This is a genomic window from Pseudomonas sp. NY15364 (assembly GCF_048068235.1).
Classification (GTDB): Bacteria; Pseudomonadota; Gammaproteobacteria; order Pseudomonadales; family Pseudomonadaceae; genus Aquipseudomonas; species Aquipseudomonas mendocina_D.
Window position 1 is genome coordinate 136,708 of the sequence record NZ_JBLUPX010000005.1, and the last position, 25,431, is coordinate 162,138.

Genomic DNA, 25,431 nt, shown 5'->3' on the forward strand with positions numbered 1-25,431 from the left:
CATGCCTGGCTCCCGAGGCACCTCGTCATGTTCCTGCAAAAATCCCTGCGCGCGCAGATTCTCGCCCTGCTCGGCGGCAGTCTGGTACTGATCCTGATCACCGCCCTGGCCTGCTTCAGCTTTCTTTCCAGCGGCATTCAGTCCTACCGCGGCCTGCTCGATGGGCCGCTGGAATCTTCGCGCCTGATCGACGCAGCCAACGTCGAATTCAAGATTCAGGTGCAGGAATGGAAGAACGTCCTGCTGCGCGGCCAGGACAGCGCCAATCTGCAACGCTACTGGAGCCAGTTCGAAGCGCAGGAGCGCAAGGTGCAGGATATTCTCGGCCAGTTGACCCTGGTCGCCGCAGCCGACCCGGCTTTGAAGACGCAGGTCGAGCGCCTGCGTAGCGAACATCAGGCGCTTGGTGGCAATTACCGCAAGGGCCGCGACGCCTTCGTGGCCGCCGGAGCCGATGCCAGAGCCGGCGATGAAGCCGTCAAAGGCATCGACCGCGCCGCCAGTGAGCAGATGACTGCACTGGTCGAGCAGTTACGCCAGAACAGCCTGAGCCAGGCCGAGCAGATCAACGCCAGCGCCGCGCGCACCATTCTCAGCGGCACAGTCGTGATGCTGGCCGCAGCTTTGGTCATCGCCGTATTCAGCCTGTGGCTGGTCAATCGCAATCTGATCATCCCCATCCGCCACCTGATCGGCCATGTCGACCAACTCAGCCAAGGCCGTTTCGGCCAACGCGTGGAAAGCACCCGGCAAGATGAACTGGGCCTGCTGGCGCGCGCCGCGAACACCCTGCGCGACTTTCTTGCCAGCACCAGCGAGCGCCTGCACCACAGTACGCAGAACCTCGACAGCGCCAGCAGCGAGCTGAACGCCATCGCCTCACGCATGACCGAGGGCGTCAGCGAGCAGTTCGAGCGCACCGATCAGGTCGCCACGGCCATGCATGAGATGTCCGCCACGGCGCAGGAAGTCGCGCGCCACGCCGCCGACGCCGCGCACGCGGCCAACGATGCCGACGACTCAGCACGTCAGGGCAGCACGGTTATGCAATCGACCATCGCCACAATCACCGACATTCGCGGCGAGATCGCCAACACCGCCGAGGTGATCCGTCGCCTGGAAAGCGACAGCGGGCGTATCGGCAAGGTGCTGGAAGTGATCCGCGGCATCGCCGAGCAGACCAATTTGCTGGCGCTCAACGCCGGCATCGAAGCCGCTCGCGCTGGCGAACAAGGCCGCGGTTTCGCCGTGGTCGCCGACGAGGTGCGCCACCTGGCCCAGCGCACCGCCGAGTCCACCGCAGAGATCAACCAGATCATCGACACCGTGCAGAGCGGTGCGCTGAATGCCGTGCGCGCCATCGAGAGCGGCCAGCAGCGCAGCGAACAGGGCGTGATCTAGGTCACCGAAGCCGGTGCCATGCTGCAGCGCATCACCGAGGCCGTGGAAGCCATCCGCGACATGAACCAGCAGATCGCCACCGCCGCCGAAGAGCAAACCTCGGTGGCCGAGGATATCTCGCGCAACCTTACCGAGCTGACCGCCATCGCCAGCGCCAACCAGGACAACGTCGAACGTACGCAAAAAGCCAGCCGCAACCTACATGACATGTCCGGGCAACTGGGCGAAGTGACTCGCCGCCTGGGCTCCTGACCCGATCTGCGAACCGGCATGGCACGCGTCTCCGCCTCCAGCATCTACCGCCTGCGCGCAGAGTGAGTAGCGAGGCGCGGGATCAACAGCATGCTGCGCCCCTCCAACTCGCCTGCGCGGAAGGCAGGCAAGGCTTCGCCCTGTCCGCTCCACCTGCTGAAAACAGGCAAACGACAAAAGGCAGCAATTAACCCTTGCTATTTATGTAATAGGAATTATTCTCAGTTACGTAATGACGGCCAAGGAGACCTGCCATGACCTACCTGATCGATGCCTGGCTGGACCGCCCGCATCCCTATCTGCGCATCCTCAACCGTGAAACCGGTGAAGTCTGCGCCATGCTCGAAGAAGAAGCCCTGGACGAACTGCGTGATCAGGGCGACCTGGATTTACACGAACTCAGCTCCAGCGAACCCATCGTCCTCAAGGAACTGGTGCGCAGCCTGTTTCTGTACTGCTACGCCCGGGCATTGCGCCCATCCTGAAAGACAAAACGGCCCTTGTGCAATGCAGAAGGGCCGTTCGTACGTAGCCTAGGGTGGACGACGCTTCACCCGTCCACCGTGGTCGCGATAGTGGACATAAAAGCCTTGCCCACCCGACACGCGCCTGCCGATTTCACTTACAGGATGTCGAGCAGCTCGACATCGAACACCAGCACACTGTGCGGCGGAATGCTGCCGACGCCCTGAGCGCCGTAGGCCAGCTCACTCGGTACGTGCAGGCGCCATTTGCTGCCGGTGCCCATCAGTTGCAGCGCCTCGACCCAACCCGGAATCACACCACCGACCGGGAATTCAGCCGGCTGGCCGCGCTCGTAGGAACTGTCGAACACGGTGCCGTCGATCAGGGTGCCGTGGTAGTGAGTACGCACTTGATCCTCAGCCGACGGCTTGGCGCCCTCGCCTGCGACCAGCACTTCATACTGCAGGCCGGAGGCCAGCACGGTCACGCCCTCGCGCTTGGCGTTCTCAACCAGATACGCACGGCCTTCGCCGGCAGCGGCTTCGGCCTTGGCGGCAGCTTCGGCCTGCATGATCTCGCGGATGACCTTGAAGCTGGCACCAAGCTCAGCCTCGGAAACGCGGCTGGCCTGGCCACTGAACGCGTCGGTCAGACCGGCCAGGATAGCGGTCAGGTCGACGCCGGGCGGCGGGTTGTCACGCAACTGACCACCGAGTTGACGACCGATGCCGTAGCTGACGCGACCTTCATCGGAGGACAGATCGGGGCTGAAGTTGAATTCGGACATGAAAGGCTCCGCTTGGGGCTGAAAAAAGGCCGGCCAGACTAGCACAGAAGCCTGGCGCGACGTCACGACCCCATGCATTGCCCGTTGCGGCTTCGACGGTATGGATGCAGGAGTTAGAGCGGAGCAGGATGCCAGAGACGAAAGCCCCTCCCACAGCAGCACGCCGAAGCACCGATTGTGGGAGTCGCTTTAGCGGCGACAGCCTCGTGCCTAGTTGGCGTTGCGTCCACGCCGACAGCGCTCGGAGCAGTAGCGCACCTCGTCCCAGCAGCGCGCCCACTTCTTGCGCCAGCTGAACGGCAGGCCGCAGACCGCGCAGGTCTTCACCGGCAACTCGCTTTTCTTCACAGCATCTCCCCGGCATCGAGCTTGGCCAGCAGGCGCTCGCCCCAGTCCCACAGCGCCTGCTGCTTGGCCTCGGTCATGCGCGCCAGGTTGCGGTAGACCATGCCAATGCGCGGGTTGCGTTCCAGAGGCTCGCGGTGGCGCATCAGAAAATGCCAGTACAGCGCGTTGAACGGGCAGGCCGATTCGCCGGTGCTCTCGCTCACCTTGTAGCTGCAGCCCTGGCAATGGTTGGACATGCGTTTGATGTACTGACCACTGGCGCAATAAGGCTTGGAGCCGAGGTAGCCACCGTCGGCATGCATCACCATGCCCAGGGTGTTGGGCAGCTCCACCCAGTCGAAGGCGTCCATGTAAACGGCCAGGTACCAGTCGCAGATGGCTTTGGGCGCGATGCCAGCGAGCAAGGCGAAGTTACCGGTGACCATCAGCCGCTGGATATGGTGCGCGTAGGCATGCTCCAGAGTCTGGCCGATAGCCTGACGCATGCAGTTCATCCGCGTCTTGCCGGTCCAGTAGAACTCGGGCAGCGCTCGTGAATTGCCAAAGCGGTTGCCCTCGGCGTACTCCGGCATACGTAGCCAGTAGATGCCGCGCACGTATTCGCGCCAGCCGATCAGTTGACGGATGAAGCCTTCGGCGGCGTTCAGCGGCACGTCGCCGGCACGATAGGCAGCCTCGACCTCGGCGCAGATCCGCCGCAGATCGAGCAGGCCGATGTTCAGCGCAGCGCTGATCCGCGAGTGGAAGATAAATGGCTCACCATCGGCCATGGCGTCCTGGTAGTCACCGAAGTCTGCCAGGCCCTGGGCCAGAAAATACTGCCAGAGGCGTTCGGCCTGCTCGGCCGTGACCGGATAATCAAAACCCTCCAGGCTGCCGTAATGACTGGTGAAACGCCGCTCGACCAGCGCCAGCACATCACGGGTGATGGCATCCGGCTCGATACTCAGCGGCGCGGGTGGACGCACGCCTTTGGGCAATGCCTTGCGGTTGTCCGCATCGAAGTTCCAGGCACCGCCCTCTGGCGTGCCGTCCGGGTTGAGCAGCAGCCCGCTGTCGCGGCGCATCTCACGGTAGAAGAACTCCATGCGCAACTGCTTGCGCCCCTTGGCCCAGGCAGCGAACGCATCGCGGCTGCAGAGAAAGCGGCTGTCCTGATGCCAGTGGATCGGCACGCCACAATGCCGCAGCGCCTGCTCCAGGCGCCAGTCGCCGCACTCGATCAGATGCACCTCGGCAGGGTCTAGCCGTTGCGTCCAGCGCAGCAGCTCGCCCGGCAACGAGCCCGTGTTGTCCGGATCGTCCAGGGCCACGTAATGCACCTGCTGGCACTGCTCACGCAAGGCTTCGGCGAAATGGCGCATGGCGCTGAAGATCAGGGCGATCTTCTTCGGGTGATGCGGCACATGACTGGCCTCCTCCATCACTTCGGCCAGCAGCACGTGGTCGTGCTCGCGGTCGATGTCCTTCAATGCACCGAGGCCATGGGTAAGCTGGTCACCCAGGATCAGAATCAGACGGCGCGCACTCACAGCGGCACGATCTCCATATTCGGATGGCGGCGCAGATGGCCGATCAGGATGTGATAGGTATCGAGATTGAAACCGCCACGACACGCGGCCAGCAGCGGCTGGGCATGATCGAGCTTGTCGACCGTACCGAGATGACGCCATTGATCGAGCACGTGCCACTGAGTGAGGCCGTGCTGCTCGTCGCGCTCGACCAGCGCGACCGGCCCGTTCCAGGGCCAGGCTTGGGTCTGCAAGCGCTCGGCACCAGTAAGCAGCCGCCTGTCATGGGCCGAGCGCGGTTCCTCACCACAGCAGGCGCCCGCGCAGCGCCCCAGTTGATAGGCGAAGCAGGCTCCCTCGCCCTCCTCCAGCCCCAGCACGCGCAGACACAGACGCCGCTCGCGCGCCTGCTCCAGTAGCCACTGGCGCGCCTGATGACGCGAGCGGAACAGCCCAACATGCCTGAGCCCGGGCCTCAATGCCTGGTGCTGCAGCAGTTCGATGTGCAGCTCACCAGGCTCACCCGCCAGCGCCCAGGTCAACAGCTCGCGCTGTTTGCGCAGTCGACGGTTGTACAAGGGTTGCAGACGCTTGATCTCGGCGGACTCGAACAGCAGAGCGCCCAGTTCACCGGCAGTGACTGCCAGCTGCACGTCGCGAATCTGCTGCACCATCTGCAGGCTGCGACGGTCGCGGTGATCGTTCTGAAAATGCGACATCACCCGACGGCGCAAATTACGGCTCTTGCCCACGTAAAGCTGCGCCCCGCTATCACCCAGGAAGTAATACACGCCAGGCCGCTCCGGCAACCGGGCGAAACGCTCCGCCGCCAGCAGGGGCGGACGTGCAGCGCTACGCAGTTGACTGCCCAGCGCCGACGGCGCCACACGCGTCAACAGGTGCCGGGCCAAGGCCAGGGCGGCCTCGGCATCCGGCACCGCACGATCGCGGAAAAACCGCGCGATGCCGAAATGCCTACAGAGTGCATCGAAGCCGCCACTCGCCAGCTCTGGCAGTGCCGCTCTGGCCAGACGCAGTGTGCACAGCTGGGGTGGGCGCAGGCGCTTCCACTCGGGCAGCACGCGGCGCAGGAACGCCAGGCTGAAGCGCAGGTTGTGGCCTATCAGCACGCGGCCACGAATGGCCTCGGCAATGGCTTGCGCCTCGCATTCGATACGCGGCTGACCACGTAACTCCAACGGATGCAGGCCTGCCAGGCTGAGCAACGGCGGGGGTACGGCCACGCCAGGCTCGAACAGCCAGTGCAGGCGCGCTTCGACAGTACCGTCGACATCGACCTGAATGATCGCCAGCTCCCAGATGGCATCGCGCGCTGGATGCACGCCCGTGGTCTTCACCTCCACAACTGCCAGGGCCCTGCCCTGCAGCGTGGCGGCTGCAGCGAACGTCGCCGTCACCAGCCAGAACGGAAGGCGATGGGTACGCGCAGGCTATTGTCAGCCGATGGCATGCCGCACATTTCATCATGTACCGAGCTGTGCACCAGGAAGAACGGCAGCGCCGGCATTTCCTGCAGCACGTCACGCGCATGTTCTACCGAACGCAGGTTAAGCGTACTGCCCTGGTCGGTAAGAATCGGGTGGGCACGTCCTTCCATCCGCGCTTCGAGCAGATAAATGCCACCTTCTAGGGAGATCAGATTGAGTTCGTCGACGCGCCCGGCTTGGGCGTGGGTGGACAGATCATTCAGGTTCATCAGGCTTGCCTCCGGCCTTAACTATACAAGAACTTATACAAAAGCAATTCTTGTACAATAAAGAAAAAGCTCAAGCCCAGAAAGCAAAACGCCCGTCACGTTCGGACGGGCGGTTGCGAGGCGGCTTCGGATCAGTCGTGCTTGGTGACCTTGTCCAGATAGCCCATGGCGAAGGCCGAGCCAACGAAGGTCAGGTGAATGATCACGTACCATTTCAGGTACTCCAGATCGTAGTTTTTCGCATCCATGAACACCTTGAGCAGGTGGATGGAGGAAATCGCCACGATGGACGCCGCCACTTTCATCTTCAGCGAGCTGGAGTCCATCTTGCCAAGCCAGCTGAGCTTCTCGGTGCCTTCGTGAATATCCAGGCGTGAAACGAAGTTCTCGTAGCCGGACAGCATCACCATCACCAGGAGCCCACCGACCAGCGCCATGTCGATCAGCGACAGGAGTTTGAGAATCACGTCGGCTTCGGCCAGGGAAAAGATCTGCGGCAGGATGTGATAAAGCTCTTGGAAGAACTTGACCGACAAAGCGAGCACAGCGAGAGAAAGACCGAAGTAGATCGGCGCCAGCAACCAGCGCGATGCATACATGGCATTTTCGATGAAGCGTTCCATGGAGGACTCACTGAAGGAGGGGAAAAATCGCGGCGAGTATACCCATCGGATTGCGCCAAAAGAAGCTGCACAAGCACTGTGGATAACCCCAGCACGGCGGCAACGCCCGGATTACCCGAACGCGCCATGATTCGGGCGCTTCAGCTCTGTCCGTCGGTTTCAGGATGGCGCTGGAAGGGCCCGGCAGCGCTGTGCCGCTCACCATTGACCCGGCGTAACTCGGCCTGCAGGTGCAGACGCCAGATCGGCGCTTCAGAGCATTCGACGTAGCCCTGCAGAGCCAGACTATCGGCAATCGCCGCCAGGGCATCCTCGGCGACGGAAGGCCCATAGAACGGACCTTGCGCCTTGATCGCGGAAGGCTGCGCCCCCGACATACCGGCCGCGCAAAGCAGTGTCCAACGTCCGTTGTCTCCTGCCAGTGGCCTGATCACGCATTCGATGCGAGTGACCAGGCCCAGGCATTGACGGGTGAGGCAGAGGCTGCGCGACATGGCGGCGACCCTCGCAGAATCGAGGCTTCAGCCTACACCCCGAGCCGCCGCACTGTGAAGGCCAAAGTTATCCACGCAATCTGTGGATAACTCTGTGCATGAGTAGTGAGCAACAATCAAGATGCACCTGCCCCGGGCGATCCGTGACAATCGTGCAATATTTGCTCAGCCCACAGCGCCTTCACCCTCTCCCTTCTTACGCCGCGGCGCCTTGGCCGGTTTCACAGCAGCCGCCTCGGCTTCGGCCTTCGCCTTGTCCGCGTCAGCCGGCTTGATCTCTTCCTCCAGCCCGATCTCGGCGATATCGCGCAGACGTTCGACCACACGGGCGTTGACGCTGCCTTTGGGGAAGCGGCCCTTTTCATCCGGGTGACCAGCCGCCTCGCCGACCAGCAGGCTCAGGGCCTCGTCGACATGACGTACGGCGTAGACGTTGAACTGGCCGGCACGCACGGCCTGCAGCACGCGCTCGTCGAGCATCAGGTTGGCGACGTTGGAGTGCGGGATGATCACCCCCTGCTCGCCGGTCAGGCCGCGCGCCTCGCACAGACGGAAGAAACCTTCGATCTTCTCGTTGACACCACCGACCGCCTGCACCTCACCGAACTGGTTGATCGAGCCGGTGATGGCGAAGCACTGCTTGAGCGGCGTGCGCGACAACGCCGAGATCAACGTGCAGACCTCACCGAGTGACGCGCTGTCGCCGTCGACGTAACCGTAGGACTGCTCCAGGGCGATGCTGGCGGAAATCTCCAGCGGGAATTCCTGTGCGTAGCGGCTGCCGAGGAAGCCGGTGAGGATCATCACGCCCTTGGAGTGGATGGACTGGCCCAGGCTGACCTCACGCTCGATATCGACGATGCCACTGCCGCCGGGATAGACCGTGGCGGAAATCCGCGCTGGCACGCCAAAAGCCGAGTCGCCGACTTCCAGCACAGTCAGACCGTTGCACTTGCCCACCGCCGCACCCGTGGTGTCGATAAGAATGATGCCGGCCAGCATGTCGTCGATGATCCGCGCCGACACGCGCCCGGTGCGGGTGGCCTTGGCCTTGAGAGCGCGCTCTATGTGACCGACATCGGTGAGGCCTTCTCCAGCGAGCTGGCGAATGAAGTCCGCCTCGCTGACCAACTGGAACAAATCGCCAATACGCGCCGACAGACGTCCCTGATGCTCGGCCAGGCGTGCGCTATAGGTAGCCAGACGCGCCACAGCAGCACCGGTCAGCGGCGCCATACCTTCTTCCGAGGTACGCGTTTTCATCAGTTGCGCGAACTGCTCCAGGCTTTCCTCGGCGAGCGGGATGTCCTCGTCGAAGTCGACCAGGACGCGAAACATCTCCTGAAAGTCGGGATCGGCATCCTGCAGCGCGTAATAGAGCTGACGCGAGCCGATGATGATGACCTTCAGTTGCAGCGGGATGACCTGCGGGTTGAGCGTGACGGCGGCGATGCGGCCGAGATCACCCAGCGGCGACTCCATCTTCAACTGGCGCGAATGCAGCGCACGCTTCAGCGCTTCCCAGACGAAGGGCTCACTCAGCATTTTTTCTGCCTCGACCACCAGATAGCCGCCGTTGGCGCGGTGCAGCGCGCCGGGGCGCAGTTGCCGGTAGCTGGTGTACAGCGCCCCCTGATCGGAGCTGTATTCGATACGGCCGAACAGGTTGTCGTAGGTCGGGTGCGACTCGAACACCACCGGCGCACCGCCGTTGGCATGGTGACCAACCACCAGGCTCGGGCAGTACATCTCCTCCAGCAGCTTGCGCAGTTGCGGGTCGGCCTTGTCGACATCCACCAGTTGCTCGACGGCAGTTTTCAGCAGGTTGACCTGCATGGCCTGGAGATAGGCGCAGACATCGGCATTTTCCGCGTACTTCTCCGACAACGGTGCCAGCAGCGGCTGCAGGGCAACGGTGATGGTCTCTTCATTGAGCTGACGCAGCAGGTTGCTCGACTCACGCTTCCACTGCGGCAGGCTGGCCAGCTCCTCGTTGAGGCGCTCTTCCAGCGTAGCGATATCGGCGTGGAAGCGCTCACGCTCGGCTTCGGGCAGTTGCGCGAACTCGGCTTCGTCCAGCGCCTTGCCGTCGGCCATCGGGGTGAAGGCGATATTGGTGCTGTCGCGGTACAGGGCCACGCCCTTGTCCAGCGACAGCCGCTCGATCACGTCCAGCGCCTGGTCGTAGCGCTTGTTGAAGCCGCGATCGATGGTGCTTTTCTTCTGCTGGTAAGTCGGGGTTTCGAACACCGCCGGGAAGGTGGCCAGCAGGTTGTCGATCAGCAGGTTGATGTCGGCGATGAAATCGCTCGCGGTGCCGGCTGGCAGCTCCAGCGCACGCGGCTCACGCGGTTCGTCGAAGTGGTTGACGTAAACCCGGTCGGCTGGCGTCTCCATGCGCTTGGCTTCAGCCTTGAGGTAACGCTGGACGAAGGAGAAGCGTCCGGTACCGGGCTCGCCCATGACGAACACGTTGTAGCCAGAACGCGGCATGGCCACGCCGAACTGCAGGGCTTCGACAGCGCGAGCCTGGCCCAGTACACCGCGGAAGGGTTCGAGGTCATCGGTACTGCTGAAGTTGAATTGCTCGGGGGCGAAGGGGCGGGTCAGTGAGTCGGGGGCAAGGCGCAAAGCATCGAGGCTACGCTTGGACATTGGCAATCCTTATAGCGGGCGGAAGTTTCCGCAAAACATGGGGCGATTCTGGGCCTGTGGCGCGAAAGGGATCAAGGCTTGATTCAAAAAATGAAGAGCGGCTCAACCGTGATGCGCCGCGCCCTCCCCACAACGGACACCGGCCAGCACTTGTGCAAAATGCCGACGTCGACTGCCTTGACACCAATCGACAGACTGGCCAAAGCTCGGCCATCGCCATGACCAGAAGAACAGCGATCTTGAAACGGATATTCGCCGTCCTTGCCCTGAGCTTCAGCCTTCCCCTGCATGCTGCCACGCTCGAACAACTGGCCAACGATCCTTACTGGATCGCCCTCGGCCACTATGAAACCGGCAAGCTCGGCGGCTGGCGCAGCTATGTCGACGACGACGATTTCTTTCTAGCCGAAGATGGCGACAGCGACCCGGCAGCCGAACTGCATGCGACCCTGAAGGCGCTGTACCAACCTGCCGAGCTGGGCGACCGCCACCCACAGTGCGTCTACCCGGCGCGCACCCGTTGGCTCAAGGCGCAATTGCAACTCGATGACCTGCCCAGCCCCGACTGCGCCGAATATCGAAACTGGTTCGCCGACGTCAATCCACATAGCACGGTACTGGTGTTCCCCGCGGCCTACCTGAATAGCCCGTCATCGATGTTCGGCCACACACTGCTGCGCATTGACCAGGCCGATATCGACAGCCACAACACCGCACTACTCAGCTACGCGCTGAATTTCGGCGCCTTCATCGAAGGTGACGACAACAGCATCCTCTACGCCTGGCGCGGCCTGATGGGCGGCTATCCCGGCCTGTTCGCCCTGGTGCCGTACCGCGAAAAACTCAGCGAATACAACCGCCTGGAAAATCGCGACCTGTGGGAATACCGGCTGAACCTGACGCCGGAAGAAACCGCGCGCATGGTCGAGCACGTCTGGGAACTCAAGCAGATCCGCTTCGACTACTTTTTCTTCGACGAGAACTGCTCCTACCGCCTGCTGGAGCTGCTGGAAATCGCCCGCCCTGGCATCGAGCTGACCGAACATTTCCCGCTGACTGCCATCCCCACCGACACCGTGCGCGCGGTCAAGGATGCCGGGCTGATCGAACGCATCGACTACCGCCCCTCGCGCGAGCGCGAACTGCTGGCCCGCGCTGAACCGCTGGAGCGCGACGAACAGGCCTGGGTCCTGCGCCTGAGCCAAGACCCGACGCAGCTCGACGACAGCGCCTTCCTCGCCCTGCCGGCGGAACGCCGCGCCCTGATCCAGGACGCCGCCTTCCGTCTGGTGCGCTACCACGCCAACGATGAAGAGCTCAGCAGCAACGCCCAGCGCAGCTTCCAGTTGCTCGGTGCGATCAACCGCAATCCGCCGCCACCGCTGGAAGTCGAGCGCCCGCCGCTGCCTGAGGAAGGCCACGAATCACGCACCTGGCAACTGACTGGCGGCAGCCGCGATGATCGCGCCTTTGCCGAGTACGGCCTGCGCATGGCGTACCACGATCTCACCGACAACCTCGACGGCTTCCCGCTCGGCGCGCAGATCGAGATCTTCCAGCTCAAGCTGCGCCAGTACGAGAACAACCACTGGCAGCTGCAACGCCTGGATCTGGCCAACATCCGCTCGCTGACACCACGCAACGCCCTTTTGCAGCCGCTGTCCTGGCAGATCGGCGGCGGTTTGGAGCGGGTGCTAGGCGAAGATGGCGATAACCGACTGGTCGGCCATATCAGCGGTGGTGCCGGCGCCACCTGGCAGTTGCACGACGACCTACTGGGCTTTGCCCTCGGCACCGCACGCCTGGAATACAACGAGGACTTTGCCGCCGTCATCTCTCCGGCAGTCGGACTCAACAGCGGACTGCTCTGGCGCAACCCGCTGGGCAACATGACCCTGGAAGCTGCAGGCGATTACTTCCACAATGGCGAAGTGCGCCGACGTCTATCGCTCAACCAGCAATGGGAAGTTTCGCGCAACCTCGGCCTGCGCCTGAGCGCCCAGCGCGAATTCAGCCAGCTGGCCAGCCCGGTCAATGAAGTGAAACTGGAGCTGCGCTGGTATCACTACTAAAGGGCAGCACGCTGAAGGCGAGCTTCTATACTGAAGCCTCCACCCCCGCTTCAGGAGAGTCATCATGCGTCGCACGCTCATGTTTCTCGCCGCGGCCCTGATCAGCCTGCCGCTGTGGGCCATGCACTGCCCGCAGGACATGGCCAAGATCGATGCACTGTTGCAAAGCGATCCACCGTCCGACCCCGAGGTGCTGGCCAAGGTCAAGGAGCTGCGCGCCGAGGGCGAAGCCCTGCACAAGGCTGGCGATCACACCGAGTCGGTCAAGGTACTCGGCGAAGCCCTGGACCTGCTGTCGGCCAGCGAGTGAAGGCTCAGAAGCCGCTGTAAAGCAGCCCCAGCGCCACCTGCCTGACCTCTTGCAGATCCACCGGTTTGCTCAGGCAGGCTGACGCTCCGCGTGCCCGAGCATCCTCGAACAAGCGGGCGTCGGCCACTGCGCTGATCACCATCACCGGCACATCACGCAGGCGAGGCTCGGCGCGCATGGCGTCGAGCACCTCGAGTCCGCTGCCGTCGGGCAAATCGATATCCAGCAGCACCAGCGCTGGTTCACTGTCCTGCAATTCGGCTAGTGCCCGCTGGCAGGACCCCACTCCCCTGACCTCGGCAAACTCACGCAAGGATGCCTGGAGAATCTTCATACAGGCCGGGTGATCCTCCACGCACAGCACCTGTACCAGACTTTTCACGACCTGCGCCGGCGCCTCGGCTGCCTCGTCAGCCTGTCCATCAGGGCTGGCAGCACTGGGTATGTCAAGCCAGAAACGGCTGCCCACTCCCGGTTCGCTGCGCACGCCGATCTCGCCATTCATCAGCGTGGCCAGTTCGCGACACAGCACCAGGCCGATACCGGTACCGGGAATGTTCGAACTTTCCCGGCCGAGGCGCTGAAACGGCTGGAACAGCTGCGCCTGCTGCTCGCTGGAAAGCCCTGGTCCGGTGTCGTCGACCCACAATCGCACACCGTCGGCACGCACCTCGTAGCCCATGCGAATCATCCCGCGCGGGCTGTTGTACTTGATCGCATTGGACAGCAGGTTGAGCAGAATCTGTCGCACCCGACGTGGGTCGCCCTGCACGAACAAGGGCGGATCGGCCGCCTCCATTACTTGCAGTTGCAGCTGTTTTTGTTGCACTTCGGGCTGCACCAGCTCGGCACACCCTTTGAGCAGGCTGCCGATCTCGATTGGCTGGAATTGCAACTGCTGGCGCCGGCTCTCGATGCTCGACAGGTCGAGGATGTCATCGACCAGCGAGGTGAGATGGCGGCTGGCGCTGACGATCTCACGCGAGTAGTCGGTCTCCAGCTTGGCATCGTGCTTGTCCTGCGCCTCCATTTCGATCAACTGGGCGAAGCCATGAATCGCGTTGAGCGGCGTGCGCAGCTCGTGGCTCATGCTCGATAGGAAACGGCTCTTGGCCTGGCTGGCGGCGAGTGCCTCGAGACTGGCGTGACGCAGGTCATCTTCCACCTGCTTGAGCCGGGTGATATCGACGTGCGTGCCGGCGATTCGCAGCGGCCAGCCGCTCTCGTCACGCAAAAGAACCTTGCCTCGGCTGAGCAACCAGAGGTACTCGCCACGGCAATCGAGATAGCGATACTCAGCGTCGAAATATTCCTCGCCATTATCGGCGAACAACTTGCGCAGATGGCGCAGGCGCTCCAGATCATCTGGATGCACGCGCTGGTTGAATTCGCTCAGCGTCAGATGCCTCGCGCCCAGGCCGAAACGCCGCACGAAGCGCTCGCTGAGCTCGATGGTGAGATCACGCGTATCGATCTGCCAGAGACTTTCAGTGGTGCTCTCCAGCACCAGTTGCAGGATGCTTTGTGCCTCCTGCCGCTCATGCTCACTGGCCTTGAGCTGTTTGCCGGCCTGCTGCACGGCATCAGCCAGGCGGCTGACCTCGGCGATATGGCTGTCCGGTGCGGCGGGCAGATACTTGCCCTGACCGAGGCTGGCGGCCATGTCGACGATGCCATTGATGGGCCTCGACAACTGGTCGCTCAGATGGCGCGAGCGCAGCCACATCAGGGCGAAGAACAACAGGTAGAACCCGGCCAGACCGGCGATCAGCAGATAACCGATCTGCATGTAGCGCTCGGCCAGCTGGTTGGTGTCATGGAAGATCTGCTCCTCGTCCACCACCAGCAACAGGCGCCAGCCGGTCTGCGGAATCTCGCTCCAGGCCACCAACTGCTTGCGGCCACCGAGCATCACCTCTTGCGCGCTGCCATTACCTTCATTCATCGCCTGCAACAGCGACGCCATGCCCTCGCGCTTGGTGAGGTTGAAGTCTTCGGGCTTGAGCACCTCACGGCGCACGGCTTCGTCGTAGGAATATTGGGTCAGCTCACGCAGACCGAAGTCCCGTTCCCCGGCCTTCGGCAACGCCATGATGTTGTGGTCATGACTGACCAGCATCGCGTAGCCCTGCCAGGGCACGTTGAGCTCAGCAATTTCGCCCAGGATCTGGCCGACGGTCACGTCGAGACCGACCACACCTTCGAGAAAATCGTCGCGATACACCGGGGCGATGGCCGACATCATCCAGCCCAGGCCGGCAGGGTCGAGATACACCTCGGTCCACATCACCTTGCGCTGCGGGTTGTGCTTGGCGTCGGCCAGGTAATAGAAGTTGTAATCGGGTATCACCATGTCGTGGGGATACTGCGCGGGCGTATCGAACCAGGGATAGATACGGTTGTAACTGTCCCAGGTATTGAAATACAGCGCCGCCACCAACGGATTGGCCTGCTGGATCGAACGCATCAGCGGATCGAGTTGCGACAGCCGCATGGCCTTGGCGTGATCCTGCTGCGCCAGCGGCGTACTGTTGGCATAAAAGGATGCTGCGCGCCCGTCATCGCTGCGGGTATAGAACACGCCACTGTCCGTGACTGCGTGGCGTTGATGCTCGAGCTCATCGGCCCGGAAGCGCTTATCGAGCAACGCCTCGTACACGGCCTCACGATAAACCTGCACCAGCGACTCGATGGAGCGCAGGCGCCCATCGATGATCTGTCCTTCACGTTGCGCGGCACTGGCCAGATCCTTGACTGCCGTTTCCTGCAAGTGTTCGATCTGCGCATCACGAATCGCCTGATTGCTCAGCAGATACACCGCGATCAGCACCGACTCCACCAGAATCAGCGGTATGAGCGCACTTTGCACAAACGCCCGCCAGATCCACTGACGCAGAGGGTAGCGGCTAGAACTCGGCATTGAGGCTCCTTCCGGGGGCAAGCGCAGACAGACGCAGGGGACATCATAGCGCCCTGCGATGGAATCCGCAGTCGACGCAGAGGAACCTTTGCCGTAGACTGCCGTCTTATTAGTAACCGCGAAGTTTTGGGGCCGATTAGGATTCGACGCCGGTAGCGAAGCTCGAGGTGCATGCCGACTTGGTAACAGAAGTCGTAAATCAACTGTTGCAACTTTCTATAGTTGCCAATGACGAAAACTACGAGGGCTACGCTCTCGCTGCGTAAGCGGCGCGACTAGTCCTTCTGGTAGCTTCGGCTCCAGCGATCACTAGGGGATGCCTGTAAACCTGAAGTGATTGTCATGCAGAACAGGATCGCCGCGTAGTACGTTGTGGACGAAGTGGCTAAAACTTACACAACTCGCCCAATGCACCCTGCCCGTCGGGCGGCTGAGGGTTAACTCAATAGACACGGCTAAGCATGTAGTACCAACAGTGGAGAACTGGCGGACGGGGGTTCAAATCCCCCCGGCTCCACCAAATAAAGCCTGGAACCCGTCTAAAACGCGGGTTTCAGGCACGATTTGATGGCACTGGATTTCACACAGTCCAACTGTGAATCCAAATAGGTATGCCATCATGTCCAAGCGTCAAAGCAAAACCGGTGTTCAGCACCTGGTCTATCAAGCCAAAACTGGCTTCCAGTACTACTTCACCTTCCCGGGCTATATCGGCAATCACCCGCAGCTACCAGCACAAATCCGCTGGTCACTCGGCCATGATGAAGCGCTCGCACGCGATCTCGCCCAATATCTCAACCCGCGTTTCGAAGATCTGATGAGGCGCAGCAGCGCCGACACGATTGAGCTGGATCCTGAGGGCTTTCTGTCAAACCTGGCCATTGTTCACGCCGAAATCAGCCGTTTTACGGAGAGCCACCTGAAAATCTGGGCGCTCCGCCCTGCACCTGCCGTACTGGCTAACTCTGATCTGAGCGCCGGGCATGAGCGCCTGCTGAAAGAGTGCCAAGAGCACATCGTGCTCTATTGCAATGAACCAGGCGGGGAAATCCACTTCGCCTTGTATCCGAGCGAAGCCCTGCGCCAAGCCCTCAAATTCGGTTTCACCCGCTTTGACTGGCCGCTCGGCACTAACGACCCAGTCACCGCCAACGCGGCTGCCGCTTACATCTACAGCGCAATCACAGTGCTGGAAACCACCCCGATGGCTAAGAACATCTTCAAAACCGGGCATCCACTTATCACGATGCTGTCGTTCTACGAGTACCTGTGTTTTGCCCGCCCCGACCAGGGTCGCCATCTGCTGCATATTCCGCCGGGCCTTCCACGCTCCGCGCACAGCGTAATGTTTCACTTCAGCCGGATCTCGGGACAGCTCGACCGCCTAACCCTCTGCCAAAACTTTCAAATTCTTCAGGAAGAAAGCGGGCTCTATACTCTCCTTATTCCGCTGACCGGCGCGCGGCTCAATGGCGTGCCTTGCCACCCCGACAAACTGCGGGTCGAACTGCTGACTAGTTCACCGATCCTCGCGTCGATCCTGCTGCATTTCAGCCTCGGCCAGATCGACAAGATTCTGGTTAAAAGCTTCATCGAAGCCCCTTCAGCGGATGCCTACGAACGCGCCCTGCAAGAAATTCAGGACCTGATCCGGCGCATGCTTGGCCCCATCCCACCTGCAGAGCCCATGTACACCCTCCCCGACATGAGCGCGGCAAACGACGCCGTCACAGCACCCCAGGACGCCGGCACGCTTGCACTGCTGAATGCTCTCGGCAGTGTTTTGTCACCCGCCCAAAACGCAAAGCTACAAGCCTTGTTTGAGGCACCCGCCTCCAACGACCTGCTGATCCAGCCACCACTCACTCATGAGAACTGCCGGCACTTCGGCGCTCTCATCCGGGAGTTCGAAGAGCGCCAGGTACGCGAAGGGGCATGGAAGAATCCGCGCACCCGCATCACCATGCATGCTCGCCTGGAAGGACTTGCAGAGCTAATCGGCGGTCATCGCCCACTCAGCACGCTGACCCGCGCGGACTTCAATGCTTTGCGCGATCAGTTGCGCAGCTACCCCAAAAATCGTCATCGCTTGCGCGCCACTCGCTATCAGCCCCTAAGTCAGATTATTCAGAGCGGCAAGTACGAGCCTTTGAATGCCAGGACAGCGAAGAAGTTTTTCGAGCTGGCACGCGCGCTCATCAGCTATGCGCACGACCAGACGCTGCTGCGTTCGATGCTCGACACCTTGAATACTGGGGATGTTTTGCTGGGGGACGCCTTCTACGCGACCTACTTTTTACTCTGTGAATTGCAGCGCAGAGGTATTGATGGCGTGTTCGAACAATATGGTGCTCGCCGACGGAGTACTGACTTCCGGCGAGGTACGCGTCTTGGCACGCGCGATCACCTAATCACCCTGGAAAAGCCTCGCAAACGGCCCGCCTGGATGAGCCAGGCCAGCTACGAGCAAGCGCCTGATCAGTTGGAGGTCCGGGAGCTGAAAGCGGGAAACAAGATCCTGGTTACGACGCTGGGCTGCGCTCGCGAAACCCCAAAAGCGGCTTTGAAGGCGCTGTTCAAAGACAGGTGGCACGTCGAGCTGGACCTGCGCAATCTCAAGACCACGATGGGATTGGAGATGTTGAGCTGCAAAACGGCCGCCATGGCAGTGAAGGAGCTGTGGGTTTATCTATTGGCGCACAACTTGATCCGGCTGCTCATGGTGCAATCGGCATCAATCGCGGACTGTCTGCCACGCCAGCTGAGCTTCAAGCACACCCTGCAGCTGTGGCTTGCTTGGCGGCAATTTGATGGATCGGATATTGATGAGTGCTTCCATCAGCTTCTGATGCTCATTGCCCAACAACGCGTAGGTGGCCGGTCAGGCCGAATGGAGCCGAGAGCAGTAAAGCGAAGGCAGAAACCCTATCCATTGCTGACCCGAGCCCGCCAAGCGGAGCGCAAGGAAATCAGGAAAAATGGACATCCAAGGAAGGGCGGCCGCGAAAACTGAGTGCAACACCTGACCTTTCCGGTACGGTGCTGCCCCTATGTCCTATTCCGAACTCAGCGTCGAAGAGCGCGCCATCATTCAACTCAGTCAAGCTCAAGGCTTCAGCCTGCGCGGCATTGCTCGCCTGATTGACAGGTCGCCCTCGACCATCAGCCGAGAGCTGAAGCGCAATCGAGGCAGTAGTGGTGCTTACTCGGCCCGCTGCGCCCAGCAACAGATGAACATTCGGCGCCAGGTTTGTCGCCCCAAGCGCAAGCTTGTGCCGGGCAGCGAGCGCTTCGAACTGGTGGCCCACATGCTGCGTAACCGTGTTGCACTCAGCTTCTGCAACCGCCTACCCTTGTCTTACTTTATTTTTTAGGAGCGGTAAAAACCAATGGCCCACGAACATAACCATAACACCGAAGCCATAGGCGATAAGCGTTTAATCGCTGCCATTGGCGTTAATGCTGCGTTAACTCTGGCACAAGTTGTTGGAGGAATACTTTCTGGCAGCTTATCGCTTATAGCTGACGCGCTACATAATTTGAGCGATGCCGCATCACTGGTTATTGCGCTAATCGCGCGTAAGATCGGTCGCAGGCCGCCGGATGCTTTTAAAACCTTCGGCTACCGACGCAGTGAAACCATAGCGGCCTTAATCAACTTGGTCTCGTTGATTATCATCGGTCTCTACCTTATTTACGAGGCTATAGGTCGGTTATATTCCCCTCAGCCTATTGAGGGTTGGACAGTGGTCGTGGTGGCGGGAATAGCCTTGATTGTAGATATCGCCACGGCCTTGCTCACCTACACAATGTCTAAGGACAGCATGAATATAAAGGCGGCATTCCTGCATAATGTATCGGATGCACTAGCCTCCGTCGGCGTTGTTGTCGCCGGGACATTGATTCTTTTGTACGGCTGGTACTGGACGGATACTGTAGTGACATTGATGATTGCTGGTTACGTGCTCTGGCAGGGCTTTAGCATGCTGCCTAAAACCATTCACTTGTTGATGGAGGGCGCACCAGAAGGAGTTTCCATCGCCGATATAATCAACGTCATGGAGCAAGTAGACGATGTTGAGAGTGTTCACCACGTACATGTTTGGGAAATCGCGGAACATACAATTGCATTGGAAGCCCACGTTGTCATAAAGAAGGCTAGTCTGCCTGATATCGAACGAGTGAAGACCGATTTAAAACGAGTACTCCATGAGCAATTCAAAGTCAGCCACTCGACACTTGAAATGGAGCTAGACGGCAGTGTTTGTATCGACACCAGGCAGGCCGACAATCATCGCAGCGAAGCATAAGCCTGCTTTGCTTTTACCGCTGTCACCTGACAGTTAGCTCGATATCAACGGAGCGAATTCGCGTGCGTCACTCGTTGGCGCTATGCCCTTGACCTTAGAAATGCTAACGGCATGTGGCCAAAGTAGCTCGCCACGAGGAGATCAGGCTAGGTCGTGGCACCTTCAGCAGGCTGCCGCGACGAGTAAGCCCCGCCAGTCGCTACCGCCGCCGACGCTCAGAGCCAGCGGCGGACTCGTGCACGGTAGCGGGCGAATGATTCGCCGAACAGTGCTTCCAGCGCCCACTCTTCGGGTGTGATCTGGAAACGGTTCATGTAGGGGTTTGGGGAGCAATGGAACCAAAAACCAACGTAAGCTCTGAATCCCACCGTAAAGGGGCTTTCCGATCTCCAGCTCACCCGCCAGGCATTACTCTCTGATCAGTGCCTCGATGATCGGGCAGATCGTTCCGCCGTCTCCCGCATCACATTGCTGCACCAGTTCGCCTAACAGTTGCTGCATGACGACCAAGTCGGCCATCTTCTGCTCGATCAACGCGAGCTTGCGTGCAGCCCGTGCTCGCGTTTCGGCACAGGCGCACGACTCATCCAGCGTCAGCAGTCCACCGACTTCCGAGAGCGTGAAACCCAGCGCCTGAGCCCGCTTGATGAAACGCAGTCGCTTCACCATGTCCACCGGATAGCGCCGATGGCCACCCAAGGGTTTGGCTGGTTCATCCAGCAGCCCGCGTCGCTGGTAGTAGCGGATCGTCTCGACGTTCACCCCGGCGGCGTCTGCCAGCTTGCCAATGGTCAGCTCTGTGGCCATCACTTTCTCCTTGATTCCGTACTTTGGTACGGAGTTTAGAATAGCACCTAGGCAATCAGGCTCAGGAGATGGGAATGGGGATGCAACTCACCGGGAAAGGCTCGCTGGTCGCGAGTTCGCTGACCGCCATCGGTGCGTCGGTGTGCTGTGTCGGGCCACTGGTGCTGTTGGCACTCGGTGTCGGCGGTACGTGGGTGGGCGCTCTGACCATGATGGAGCCACTACGCCCCCTCTTCATCGGGTTGACTCTACTGTTCCTGGGATTGGCATTCCGCAAGCTCTACCTGGTGCCACAGGTTTGTACGCCAGGTACACCCTGCGCCGATCCGCGCACGCTCGTGCGACAGCGACTCGTGTTCTGGATCGTCAGCGTGCTGCTGCTCGGCCTATTGGCCGTGCCGTGGCTCGCCCCGCTGTTCTACTGAAGGAGATTAACCATGCGCAAACTGCTGATCGCCGTGCTTTTCGCCTTGCCCTTCGTGGCGCTGGCGGCTCCCCCGAAAACCGTCACGCTCGACGTGCAGAACATGACGTGCGGACTCTGTCCGATCACGGTCAAGAAGTCGCTGGAGAAGGTGTCCGGCGTGAGTGACGTCCAGGTCAATTTCGACCAGAAGACGGCGACCGTCACCTACGATCCCGATAAGGCCCAGCCCGAGGCACTGACTGAGGCGACCGCGAACGCGGGATACCCCTCCACAGTGCAGAAGTGAGGTCACGATGAGCGCCATTGTCCTTGAGTCCGTGCTGACTTGCCCGCGCTGCGGCTTCGCCAAGCCGGAAACCATGCCCACGGACGCCTGCCAGTTCTATTACGAGTGCAGCAACTGCAAGGCGCTGCTGCGCCCCAACCCAGGGGATTGCTGCGTTTTCTGTTCGTTCGGCTCGGTGAAGTGCCCGCCGATCCAGCAGCAGCTTGGGTGTTGCTCATAGCGTTTAGGGGGATCACAGGTCGTCGTCTGGATTACGCAGTGGCCGCAGCTCGCCGCGCGCAACTTCTTCCGGTACCGCAAAGGAATACCGCCCGAGCATGTTGATGTGCTCGTAGATCAGCGGCGATAGCCGGGCCAAATCCTCTTCCAGCACTGGATAGCCGTGCTGCTTGAGCCGTTCCACGGCCGCCGTCATGTAGAGGGTGTTCCACAGCACGATGATGTTCACCACCAGGCCCAGAGCACCGAGCTGGTCTTCCTGGCCTTCGCGGTAGCGCTGGCGGAGCTCGCCGCGTTTGCCGTGGAACACGGCGCGGGCCAGGCTGTGCCGGCCTTCGCCTCGGTTCAACTGGGTCAGGGTGGCGCGGCGCTTGGACTCGTCGTCGATATAGGTCAACGTGTGCAGAGTCTTTTCGATCCGCCCGAATTCGGCCAGCGCCTGGGCCAGCCGGGTGGGTCTATCTCCCGTTTGCAGCGTGCGCATGATGCCAGTCGCCGGCACCCGGCCGAGTTTGAGCGAGCCGGCCAGGCGCAGCAGGTCGTCCCAGTGCTCGGCGATCAGGTCGAGTTTGACCGACTGGCGGGCCAGCCCGTTGAGCTTGCCGTAGTCCGCGTCCGGGCGAGTGCGCCAGAAGCGGGTACCGCCGACATCGGCCAGCCGCGGACTGAAGTGGTAGCCAAGTAGGCGGAAGAGCCCGAACACCACATCGCTGTAGGCCCCGGTGTCGGTCATGATTTGCGTCGGCTGCAACTCGGTCTGCTGTTCCAGCACGACCGCCAGCAACACCAGGCTGTCGCGCAGCGTGCCGGGCACGGTGATGGCGTTGAGGCCGGAGAATTGGTCGGAAATCAGGTTGTACCAGGTGACACCCCGGCCGGTGCCGAAATACTTCGGATTGGGGCCGGCATGCACGGTGCGCACCGGTACGACGAAGCGCATGCCATCGGCGGAGGCGACCTCGCCGCCACCCCAGACTTGGGCCAGTTCCAGTTGGCTTTGCGCTCCGACCAGGATGGCGTTAGCCGCTGACAGGGTGTCGTCGCGGATATAATTCTGGCTGACCCAGGACAGCCGGTCACGGCGCAGCGCCGGGTTGTCGGTGCGGATCAAGGGCTCCAGGCCGGTGTTGCAGGCCCCGCCCAACAGCACCGCGCAGAGGCTGGTGACCAGGTTGTCGGCGCGTGCATTGCGTTCGGAGACATGGGTGAAGGCCTCGGAAAAGCCAGTGCGGGCGGCGATTTCCAAGAGGATTTCCGGCAGATCGACACGCGGCATCAGGTCAGACACGGCCGCCCGCAGTTGCAGCAACGAGCAGGGCTCGTCCAGCTTGTCCAGCGCCCCGAGCGACAGTTCGGTCTTGCCCTCGGTGTTCTCGCTCAGTTGAATCGCCGGGTTGTCGGGCAGGCGCGCGGCTACTGCCAGCCAGGTTGCATCCAGCTCGACGGACAAGGCGTCCAGGGTGGTTTTGGCGTCGATGGTCAGGCCCAGTGACCGGCAGATGATCGGTCGCGCCGCCAGCCATTCGGCACCGTCGAGCAGGCCAAGGCGCGGGTCGGCATAGCGCCAACTGGGCGAGACGAAGACATCGCGGCGGCGCAGGGCCGTGCGCAGCGCATCGAGCGTGCAGAACACATAGGCACCCATGTCGAGGGAGCCATCTTCGCGGGTGATGTGCTTCTGCCAAGCCTTGGCCACGATCTCCTGCGGCGCGTCATCCTCTGGCTTCCGGCGCGGCAGGTTCAGTTGCAGCCACTCCAGACTAGCCGCCACGCCCTTGCCGGCCGGGCTGAAGCCGAAGCGGATGTGCTTGAGCAGGTCGGGCAGGAAGCGGCGCACGCTGCGGTAGCGCGCTTCCAATGCAAGAAAATAGACGTCATCTACCGGGCGGATCAGCGCGTTGACCTCTTCCAGGGCCTTTTCCAGGGTGGTCCTCGGCAGGTCGTTGAACAGCCGGGCGCGCACGTTGTCATCGCTGATCGAGCTGTCCAGCACGACCTTGCACGCGGCGGCGAGCGTCGCGGCCGACCGATCCAGGTCTTTCAGGCTGCGCATGCGGGCTTTCTTGTCGGCCTTCTCCGCGTTGCTGAACAGGTCGCGCAGCAAGGCCTCCAGGACTTCCAGTGCGTCGTCGTGCGCAGTCGCCTCCAGGCAGAGTGCGAAGGCCACCAGTGTCGCCATCCGCCGCGACGCCGGCAGCCGATTAATCGCGGTGACCTTGGCCGTGTTGGCGAAGCGGGCCAGGGCGGCGATACGGCTGGGAGGGATGTGCGCCGCCGCCGGCAAGGTGATGCCGATGCCGCGCACGTCATCGAGCCGGCGCAGTGCCCGAATCAACGCGGGGCCACTGACCATGACCGGGCCGGAGCGCAATTGATCCAGCCGGGAGCTGCGGTTGCCTTCGGCCACCGTCAGCAAGTCTTGCAGTTGCAATCGCTGTTCCTCAGTCACGCTGCGGCCCAGCGTAAACCAGAGGCGTTCTTCGACCCGACTGCGCAACTGGGCGATAAAGCGCTCTAGTTGAGACACACCAGGCAGGAGGACTTTCTGTGTGAACAGCCACGAGGTGGCTCGCTCAAACAGCACTCCCGGCCGGTCGGTGCCCGTCCAGCAGAGGGCATACAGCCAGCGGCTCAAGCGAAAGCCGATGCCCGGATCGGTGAAATGACGATAGCCAAAGCGGTTCTGAATATCGGTGGCATGTATCCAGCGGCGATGATCGCTATAGCGCTGGAGGCAGTCGGGGTCTGGAATCGCCAGTTGTCGGCAAAGCACCTGCAGGACTTCCACCGGCACGGCGGCGGGCTTGTCCGGCAGAACGCCAACGAAGCGGACGGTGGTCAGCAGAACGGCATAACCCAGACGGTTATGGTTACCCCGCAGCACCTGGATGGCTTCACGGTCTTCATCGCTCAGGTGGAAGTAACGTTCCAGCTCTTCACGGCTGGGCGAATCAACATAGCGGCCAAAACCGTCGCGTTGCTCTTGAGTCAGAAAACCGACCGGCATTGATCACAGCACCTCGACGCAGAACACGGCGGGCGTGACGATCCGCGTGCGTTCGATGTGCCCGCGTTGCAGCAGGCCGGCGCGGCGATCACCGGTTACCAGGTAGTCCGCATCGCCCGCCAAGGCCATGGCCAGCAAAAACGAGTCATCCGGATCATCGGCTTCGACCTCGATGGTCAGGCGCTCCAGTACCACAGCCCGTTGCAGGTTATTGATCATGGCGCCCACCTTGGCGGGCTGTAGGATGGCCTGAAGCTTGGGATAGCGGCTGGCTCGACGAATTTCATCGAGTTGCATCCGCGAGGTCACCACCTCGAAACGCGCCGCCCGCCAGGCACGGTAGATCGCATCGGGCGCGCCATGTGGCGAGATCAGGGCGCTGAACAGGATGTTGGTATCCAACACGACCCGCATCAGCGCTTACGTGCCCAGTCGAGCGCTTCGTCAACCGCGTTGGTCAATTCTGCCTCACTCAGATGGGCGTTAGCGGCCTTGGCCTGCTCAGCGCTCAGCTCCAGGATGTGTGCCCGTACCGCTTCTTCGATGAAGCGCGACAGGTCGCCCTTACGGCCGCCGCCCTGGCTGGCCAGAAACATCCGAAGCGACTGGTCGGTGTCGGCCGAGACGGCGACATTCCAGCGAATGGTATTCATAGCGTTCTCCGCTAATAGGTGTTTGTGTGTTTATACGCCAATCACAAAGGGCGATGCAATGGTTCGACAAAACGAAGGTTTTGCCGAACTCTATCGAGGAATGGCTCGGTTCGTTAAGCTCCCCGCGCTACGGTTCAAATAACTGGTACGCTTAATCAAAGTTCAAC

20 protein-coding genes, 1 other RNA gene and 3 pseudogenes are annotated in these 25,431 nt (G+C 61.4%); 11 read left to right on the forward strand and 13 right to left on the reverse strand.

The genetic code is table 11. The features are described 5' to 3' along the window. Positions 1 to 27 precede the first annotated feature (27 nt). Both ACNFCJ_RS06640 and ACNFCJ_RS06645 read left to right on the forward strand, forming a co-directional pair. Positions 28 to 1,653 (forward strand): annotated as a pseudogene (locus ACNFCJ_RS06640) (methyl-accepting chemotaxis protein). A gap of 254 nt (positions 1,654 to 1,907) precedes the next feature. Further along, the gene (locus ACNFCJ_RS06645; RefSeq protein ID WP_004423370.1) at positions 1,908 to 2,138 is read left to right on the forward strand and encodes a hypothetical protein; all 231 of its coding nucleotides are present in this window, start codon (positions 1,908 to 1,910) and stop codon (positions 2,136 to 2,138) included. 137 nt (positions 2,139 to 2,275) lie between these two features. On the opposite strand, the gene ACNFCJ_RS06650 is transcribed toward ACNFCJ_RS06645, so the two are convergent. From ACNFCJ_RS06650 to ACNFCJ_RS06685, 8 genes are all read right to left on the reverse strand, one after another. After that, positions 2,276 to 2,905 carry an FKBP-type peptidyl-prolyl cis-trans isomerase gene (locus ACNFCJ_RS06650; RefSeq protein ID WP_064494199.1) on the reverse strand — a complete coding sequence of 210 codons (630 nt, stop codon included), beginning with the start codon at positions 2,903 to 2,905 and terminating at the stop codon, positions 2,276 to 2,278. A gap of 210 nt (positions 2,906 to 3,115) precedes the next feature. Beyond that, a complete protein-coding gene (locus ACNFCJ_RS06655; protein ID WP_416770486.1) occupies positions 3,116 to 3,253 on the reverse strand; it encodes a DUF2256 domain-containing protein in 138 nt (45 codons plus the stop codon). Next, positions 3,250 to 4,785 (reverse strand): cryptochrome/photolyase family protein, encoded by a 1,536-nt coding sequence (locus ACNFCJ_RS06660; RefSeq protein ID WP_416770488.1) that lies wholly within the window; start codon positions 4,783 to 4,785, stop codon positions 3,250 to 3,252. Before ACNFCJ_RS06660 ends, ACNFCJ_RS06655 begins: the two co-directional genes overlap by 4 nt. Further along, positions 4,782 to 6,182, reverse strand: a complete 1,401-nt coding sequence (locus ACNFCJ_RS06665) for an exonuclease domain-containing protein (RefSeq protein ID WP_416770489.1) — start codon at positions 6,180 to 6,182, stop codon at positions 4,782 to 4,784. The genes ACNFCJ_RS06660 and ACNFCJ_RS06665 overlap by 4 nt, the downstream gene beginning before the upstream one ends. After that, entirely contained in the window at positions 6,179 to 6,481 is a 303-nt protein-coding gene (locus ACNFCJ_RS06670) for a DUF6482 family protein (protein ID WP_074860642.1), read from the reverse strand. Before ACNFCJ_RS06670 ends, ACNFCJ_RS06665 begins: the two co-directional genes overlap by 4 nt. Positions 6,482 to 6,612: 131 nt before the next feature. Then, the gene (locus ACNFCJ_RS06675; RefSeq protein ID WP_084341507.1) at positions 6,613 to 7,104 is read right to left on the reverse strand and encodes a TIGR00645 family protein; all 492 of its coding nucleotides are present in this window, start codon (positions 7,102 to 7,104) and stop codon (positions 6,613 to 6,615) included. 140 nt (positions 7,105 to 7,244) lie between these two features. Continuing rightward, positions 7,245 to 7,598 carry a hypothetical protein gene (locus tag ACNFCJ_RS06680; RefSeq protein ID WP_416770490.1) on the reverse strand — a complete coding sequence of 118 codons (354 nt, stop codon included), beginning with the start codon at positions 7,596 to 7,598 and terminating at the stop codon, positions 7,245 to 7,247. A gap of 165 nt (positions 7,599 to 7,763) precedes the next feature. Then, positions 7,764 to 10,253 (reverse strand): Lon protease family protein, encoded by a 2,490-nt coding sequence (locus tag ACNFCJ_RS06685; protein ID WP_416770491.1) that lies wholly within the window; start codon positions 10,251 to 10,253, stop codon positions 7,764 to 7,766. A 218-nt stretch (positions 10,254 to 10,471) separates the two neighbouring features. Between ACNFCJ_RS06685 and ACNFCJ_RS06690 the strand changes: the two genes are divergently transcribed. Continuing rightward, a complete protein-coding gene (locus ACNFCJ_RS06690; RefSeq protein WP_416770493.1) occupies positions 10,472 to 12,325 on the forward strand; it encodes a DUF4105 domain-containing protein in 1,854 nt (617 codons plus the stop codon). 64 nt (positions 12,326 to 12,389) lie between these two features. Continuing rightward, entirely contained in the window at positions 12,390 to 12,635 is a 246-nt protein-coding gene (locus tag ACNFCJ_RS06695; protein ID WP_013714364.1) for a hypothetical protein, read from the forward strand. A 4-nt stretch (positions 12,636 to 12,639) separates the two neighbouring features. On the opposite strand, the gene ACNFCJ_RS06700 is transcribed toward ACNFCJ_RS06695, so the two are convergent. Further along, positions 12,640 to 15,555, reverse strand: coding sequence for an ATP-binding protein (locus ACNFCJ_RS06700; protein WP_416770495.1), 2,916 nt, complete (start codon positions 15,553 to 15,555; stop codon positions 12,640 to 12,642). 128 nt (positions 15,556 to 15,683) lie between these two features. Between ACNFCJ_RS06700 and ssrA the strand changes: the two genes are divergently transcribed. The 4 genes and pseudogenes from ssrA (at position 15,684) to ACNFCJ_RS06720 (ending at position 19,865) form a co-directional block, all read left to right on the forward strand. Next, positions 15,684 to 16,075: a transfer-messenger RNA gene (gene ssrA, locus ACNFCJ_RS06705) on the forward strand. A gap of 1,692 nt (positions 16,076 to 17,767) precedes the next feature. After that, positions 17,768 to 18,568, forward strand: a pseudogene (locus ACNFCJ_RS06710) (transposase); the annotation flags it as partial. Between the two features lie 37 nt (positions 18,569 to 18,605). Then, positions 18,606 to 18,884 (forward strand): annotated as a pseudogene (locus ACNFCJ_RS06715) (transposase); the annotation flags it as partial. Between the two features lie 60 nt (positions 18,885 to 18,944). After that, positions 18,945 to 19,865 (forward strand): cation diffusion facilitator family transporter, encoded by a 921-nt coding sequence (locus ACNFCJ_RS06720; RefSeq protein WP_003463565.1) that lies wholly within the window; start codon positions 18,945 to 18,947, stop codon positions 19,863 to 19,865. Between the two features lie 408 nt (positions 19,866 to 20,273). Here the strand turns inward: ACNFCJ_RS06720 and merR are convergent, their stop codons facing one another. Further along, positions 20,274 to 20,672, reverse strand: coding sequence for an Hg(II)-responsive transcriptional regulator (gene merR, locus ACNFCJ_RS06725; protein ID WP_003089120.1), 399 nt, complete (start codon positions 20,670 to 20,672; stop codon positions 20,274 to 20,276). A gap of 74 nt (positions 20,673 to 20,746) precedes the next feature. Between merR and ACNFCJ_RS06730 the strand changes: the two genes are divergently transcribed. Genes ACNFCJ_RS06730 through ACNFCJ_RS06740 form a run of 3 tightly spaced genes read left to right on the forward strand, consistent with a single transcriptional unit; the run spans position 20,747 to position 21,605 of the window. Beyond that, positions 20,747 to 21,097 (forward strand): mercuric transporter MerT family protein, encoded by a 351-nt coding sequence (locus tag ACNFCJ_RS06730; RefSeq protein ID WP_003089115.1) that lies wholly within the window; start codon positions 20,747 to 20,749, stop codon positions 21,095 to 21,097. Positions 21,098 to 21,109: 12 nt separating this feature from the next. Next, positions 21,110 to 21,385, forward strand: coding sequence for a mercury resistance system periplasmic binding protein MerP (merP, locus tag ACNFCJ_RS06735; protein ID WP_003150552.1), 276 nt, complete (start codon positions 21,110 to 21,112; stop codon positions 21,383 to 21,385). A gap of 7 nt (positions 21,386 to 21,392) precedes the next feature. Beyond that, positions 21,393 to 21,605, forward strand: coding sequence for a GDCCVxC domain-containing (seleno)protein (locus ACNFCJ_RS06740; protein ID WP_003089113.1), 213 nt, complete (start codon positions 21,393 to 21,395; stop codon positions 21,603 to 21,605). Positions 21,606 to 21,617: 12 nt separating this feature from the next. Here ACNFCJ_RS06740 and ACNFCJ_RS06745 read toward each other — a convergent pair whose 3' ends face one another. The 3 genes from ACNFCJ_RS06745 to ACNFCJ_RS06755 are packed head-to-tail and all read right to left on the reverse strand — an operon-like array spanning position 21,618 to position 25,264. Further along, positions 21,618 to 24,611: a Tn3 family transposase gene (locus tag ACNFCJ_RS06745; RefSeq protein WP_003299771.1), complete on the reverse strand. Its 2,994-nt coding sequence runs from the start codon at positions 24,609 to 24,611 to the stop codon at positions 21,618 to 21,620. A 3-nt stretch (positions 24,612 to 24,614) separates the two neighbouring features. After that, positions 24,615 to 25,025 carry a putative toxin-antitoxin system toxin component, PIN family gene (locus ACNFCJ_RS06750; protein ID WP_003150546.1) on the reverse strand — a complete coding sequence of 137 codons (411 nt, stop codon included), beginning with the start codon at positions 25,023 to 25,025 and terminating at the stop codon, positions 24,615 to 24,617. After that, the gene (locus ACNFCJ_RS06755; protein ID WP_003089107.1) at positions 25,025 to 25,264 is read right to left on the reverse strand and encodes a ribbon-helix-helix domain-containing protein; all 240 of its coding nucleotides are present in this window, start codon (positions 25,262 to 25,264) and stop codon (positions 25,025 to 25,027) included. The genes ACNFCJ_RS06750 and ACNFCJ_RS06755 overlap by 1 nt, the downstream gene beginning before the upstream one ends. Positions 25,265 to 25,431: the final 167 nt, after the last annotated feature.

Coding starts and splice junctions, on each gene's coding strand:
- ACNFCJ_RS06685 (WP_416770491.1), bottom strand. CDS start 10,253: ATGTCCAAGCGTAGCCTCGATGCTTTGCGCCTTGCCCCCGACTCACTG.
- ACNFCJ_RS06730 (WP_003089115.1), top strand. CDS start 20,747: ATGGGGATGCAACTCACCGGGAAAGGCTCGCTGGTCGCGAGTTCGCTG.
- ACNFCJ_RS06650 (WP_064494199.1), bottom strand. CDS start 2,905: ATGTCCGAATTCAACTTCAGCCCCGATCTGTCCTCCGATGAAGGTCGC.
- ACNFCJ_RS06740 (WP_003089113.1), top strand. CDS start 21,393: ATGAGCGCCATTGTCCTTGAGTCCGTGCTGACTTGCCCGCGCTGCGGC.
- ACNFCJ_RS06645 (WP_004423370.1), top strand. CDS start 1,908: ATGACCTACCTGATCGATGCCTGGCTGGACCGCCCGCATCCCTATCTG.
- ACNFCJ_RS06695 (WP_013714364.1), top strand. CDS start 12,390: ATGCGTCGCACGCTCATGTTTCTCGCCGCGGCCCTGATCAGCCTGCCG.
- merP (WP_003150552.1), top strand. CDS start 21,110: ATGCGCAAACTGCTGATCGCCGTGCTTTTCGCCTTGCCCTTCGTGGCG.
- ACNFCJ_RS06750 (WP_003150546.1), bottom strand. CDS start 25,025: ATGCGGGTCGTGTTGGATACCAACATCCTGTTCAGCGCCCTGATCTCG.
- ACNFCJ_RS06745 (WP_003299771.1), bottom strand. CDS start 24,611: ATGCCGGTCGGTTTTCTGACTCAAGAGCAACGCGACGGTTTTGGCCGC.
- ACNFCJ_RS06675 (WP_084341507.1), bottom strand. CDS start 7,104: ATGGAACGCTTCATCGAAAATGCCATGTATGCATCGCGCTGGTTGCTG.
- ACNFCJ_RS06670 (WP_074860642.1), bottom strand. CDS start 6,481: ATGAACCTGAATGATCTGTCCACCCACGCCCAAGCCGGGCGCGTCGAC.
- ACNFCJ_RS06700 (WP_416770495.1), bottom strand. CDS start 15,555: ATGCCGAGTTCTAGCCGCTACCCTCTGCGTCAGTGGATCTGGCGGGCG.
- merR (WP_003089120.1), bottom strand. CDS start 20,672: ATGGCCACAGAGCTGACCATTGGCAAGCTGGCAGACGCCGCCGGGGTG.
- ACNFCJ_RS06680 (WP_416770490.1), bottom strand. CDS start 7,598: ATGTCGCGCAGCCTCTGCCTCACCCGTCAATGCCTGGGCCTGGTCACT.
- ACNFCJ_RS06755 (WP_003089107.1), bottom strand. CDS start 25,264: ATGAATACCATTCGCTGGAATGTCGCCGTCTCGGCCGACACCGACCAG.
- ACNFCJ_RS06690 (WP_416770493.1), top strand. CDS start 10,472: ATGACCAGAAGAACAGCGATCTTGAAACGGATATTCGCCGTCCTTGCC.
- ACNFCJ_RS06720 (WP_003463565.1), top strand. CDS start 18,945: ATGGCCCACGAACATAACCATAACACCGAAGCCATAGGCGATAAGCGT.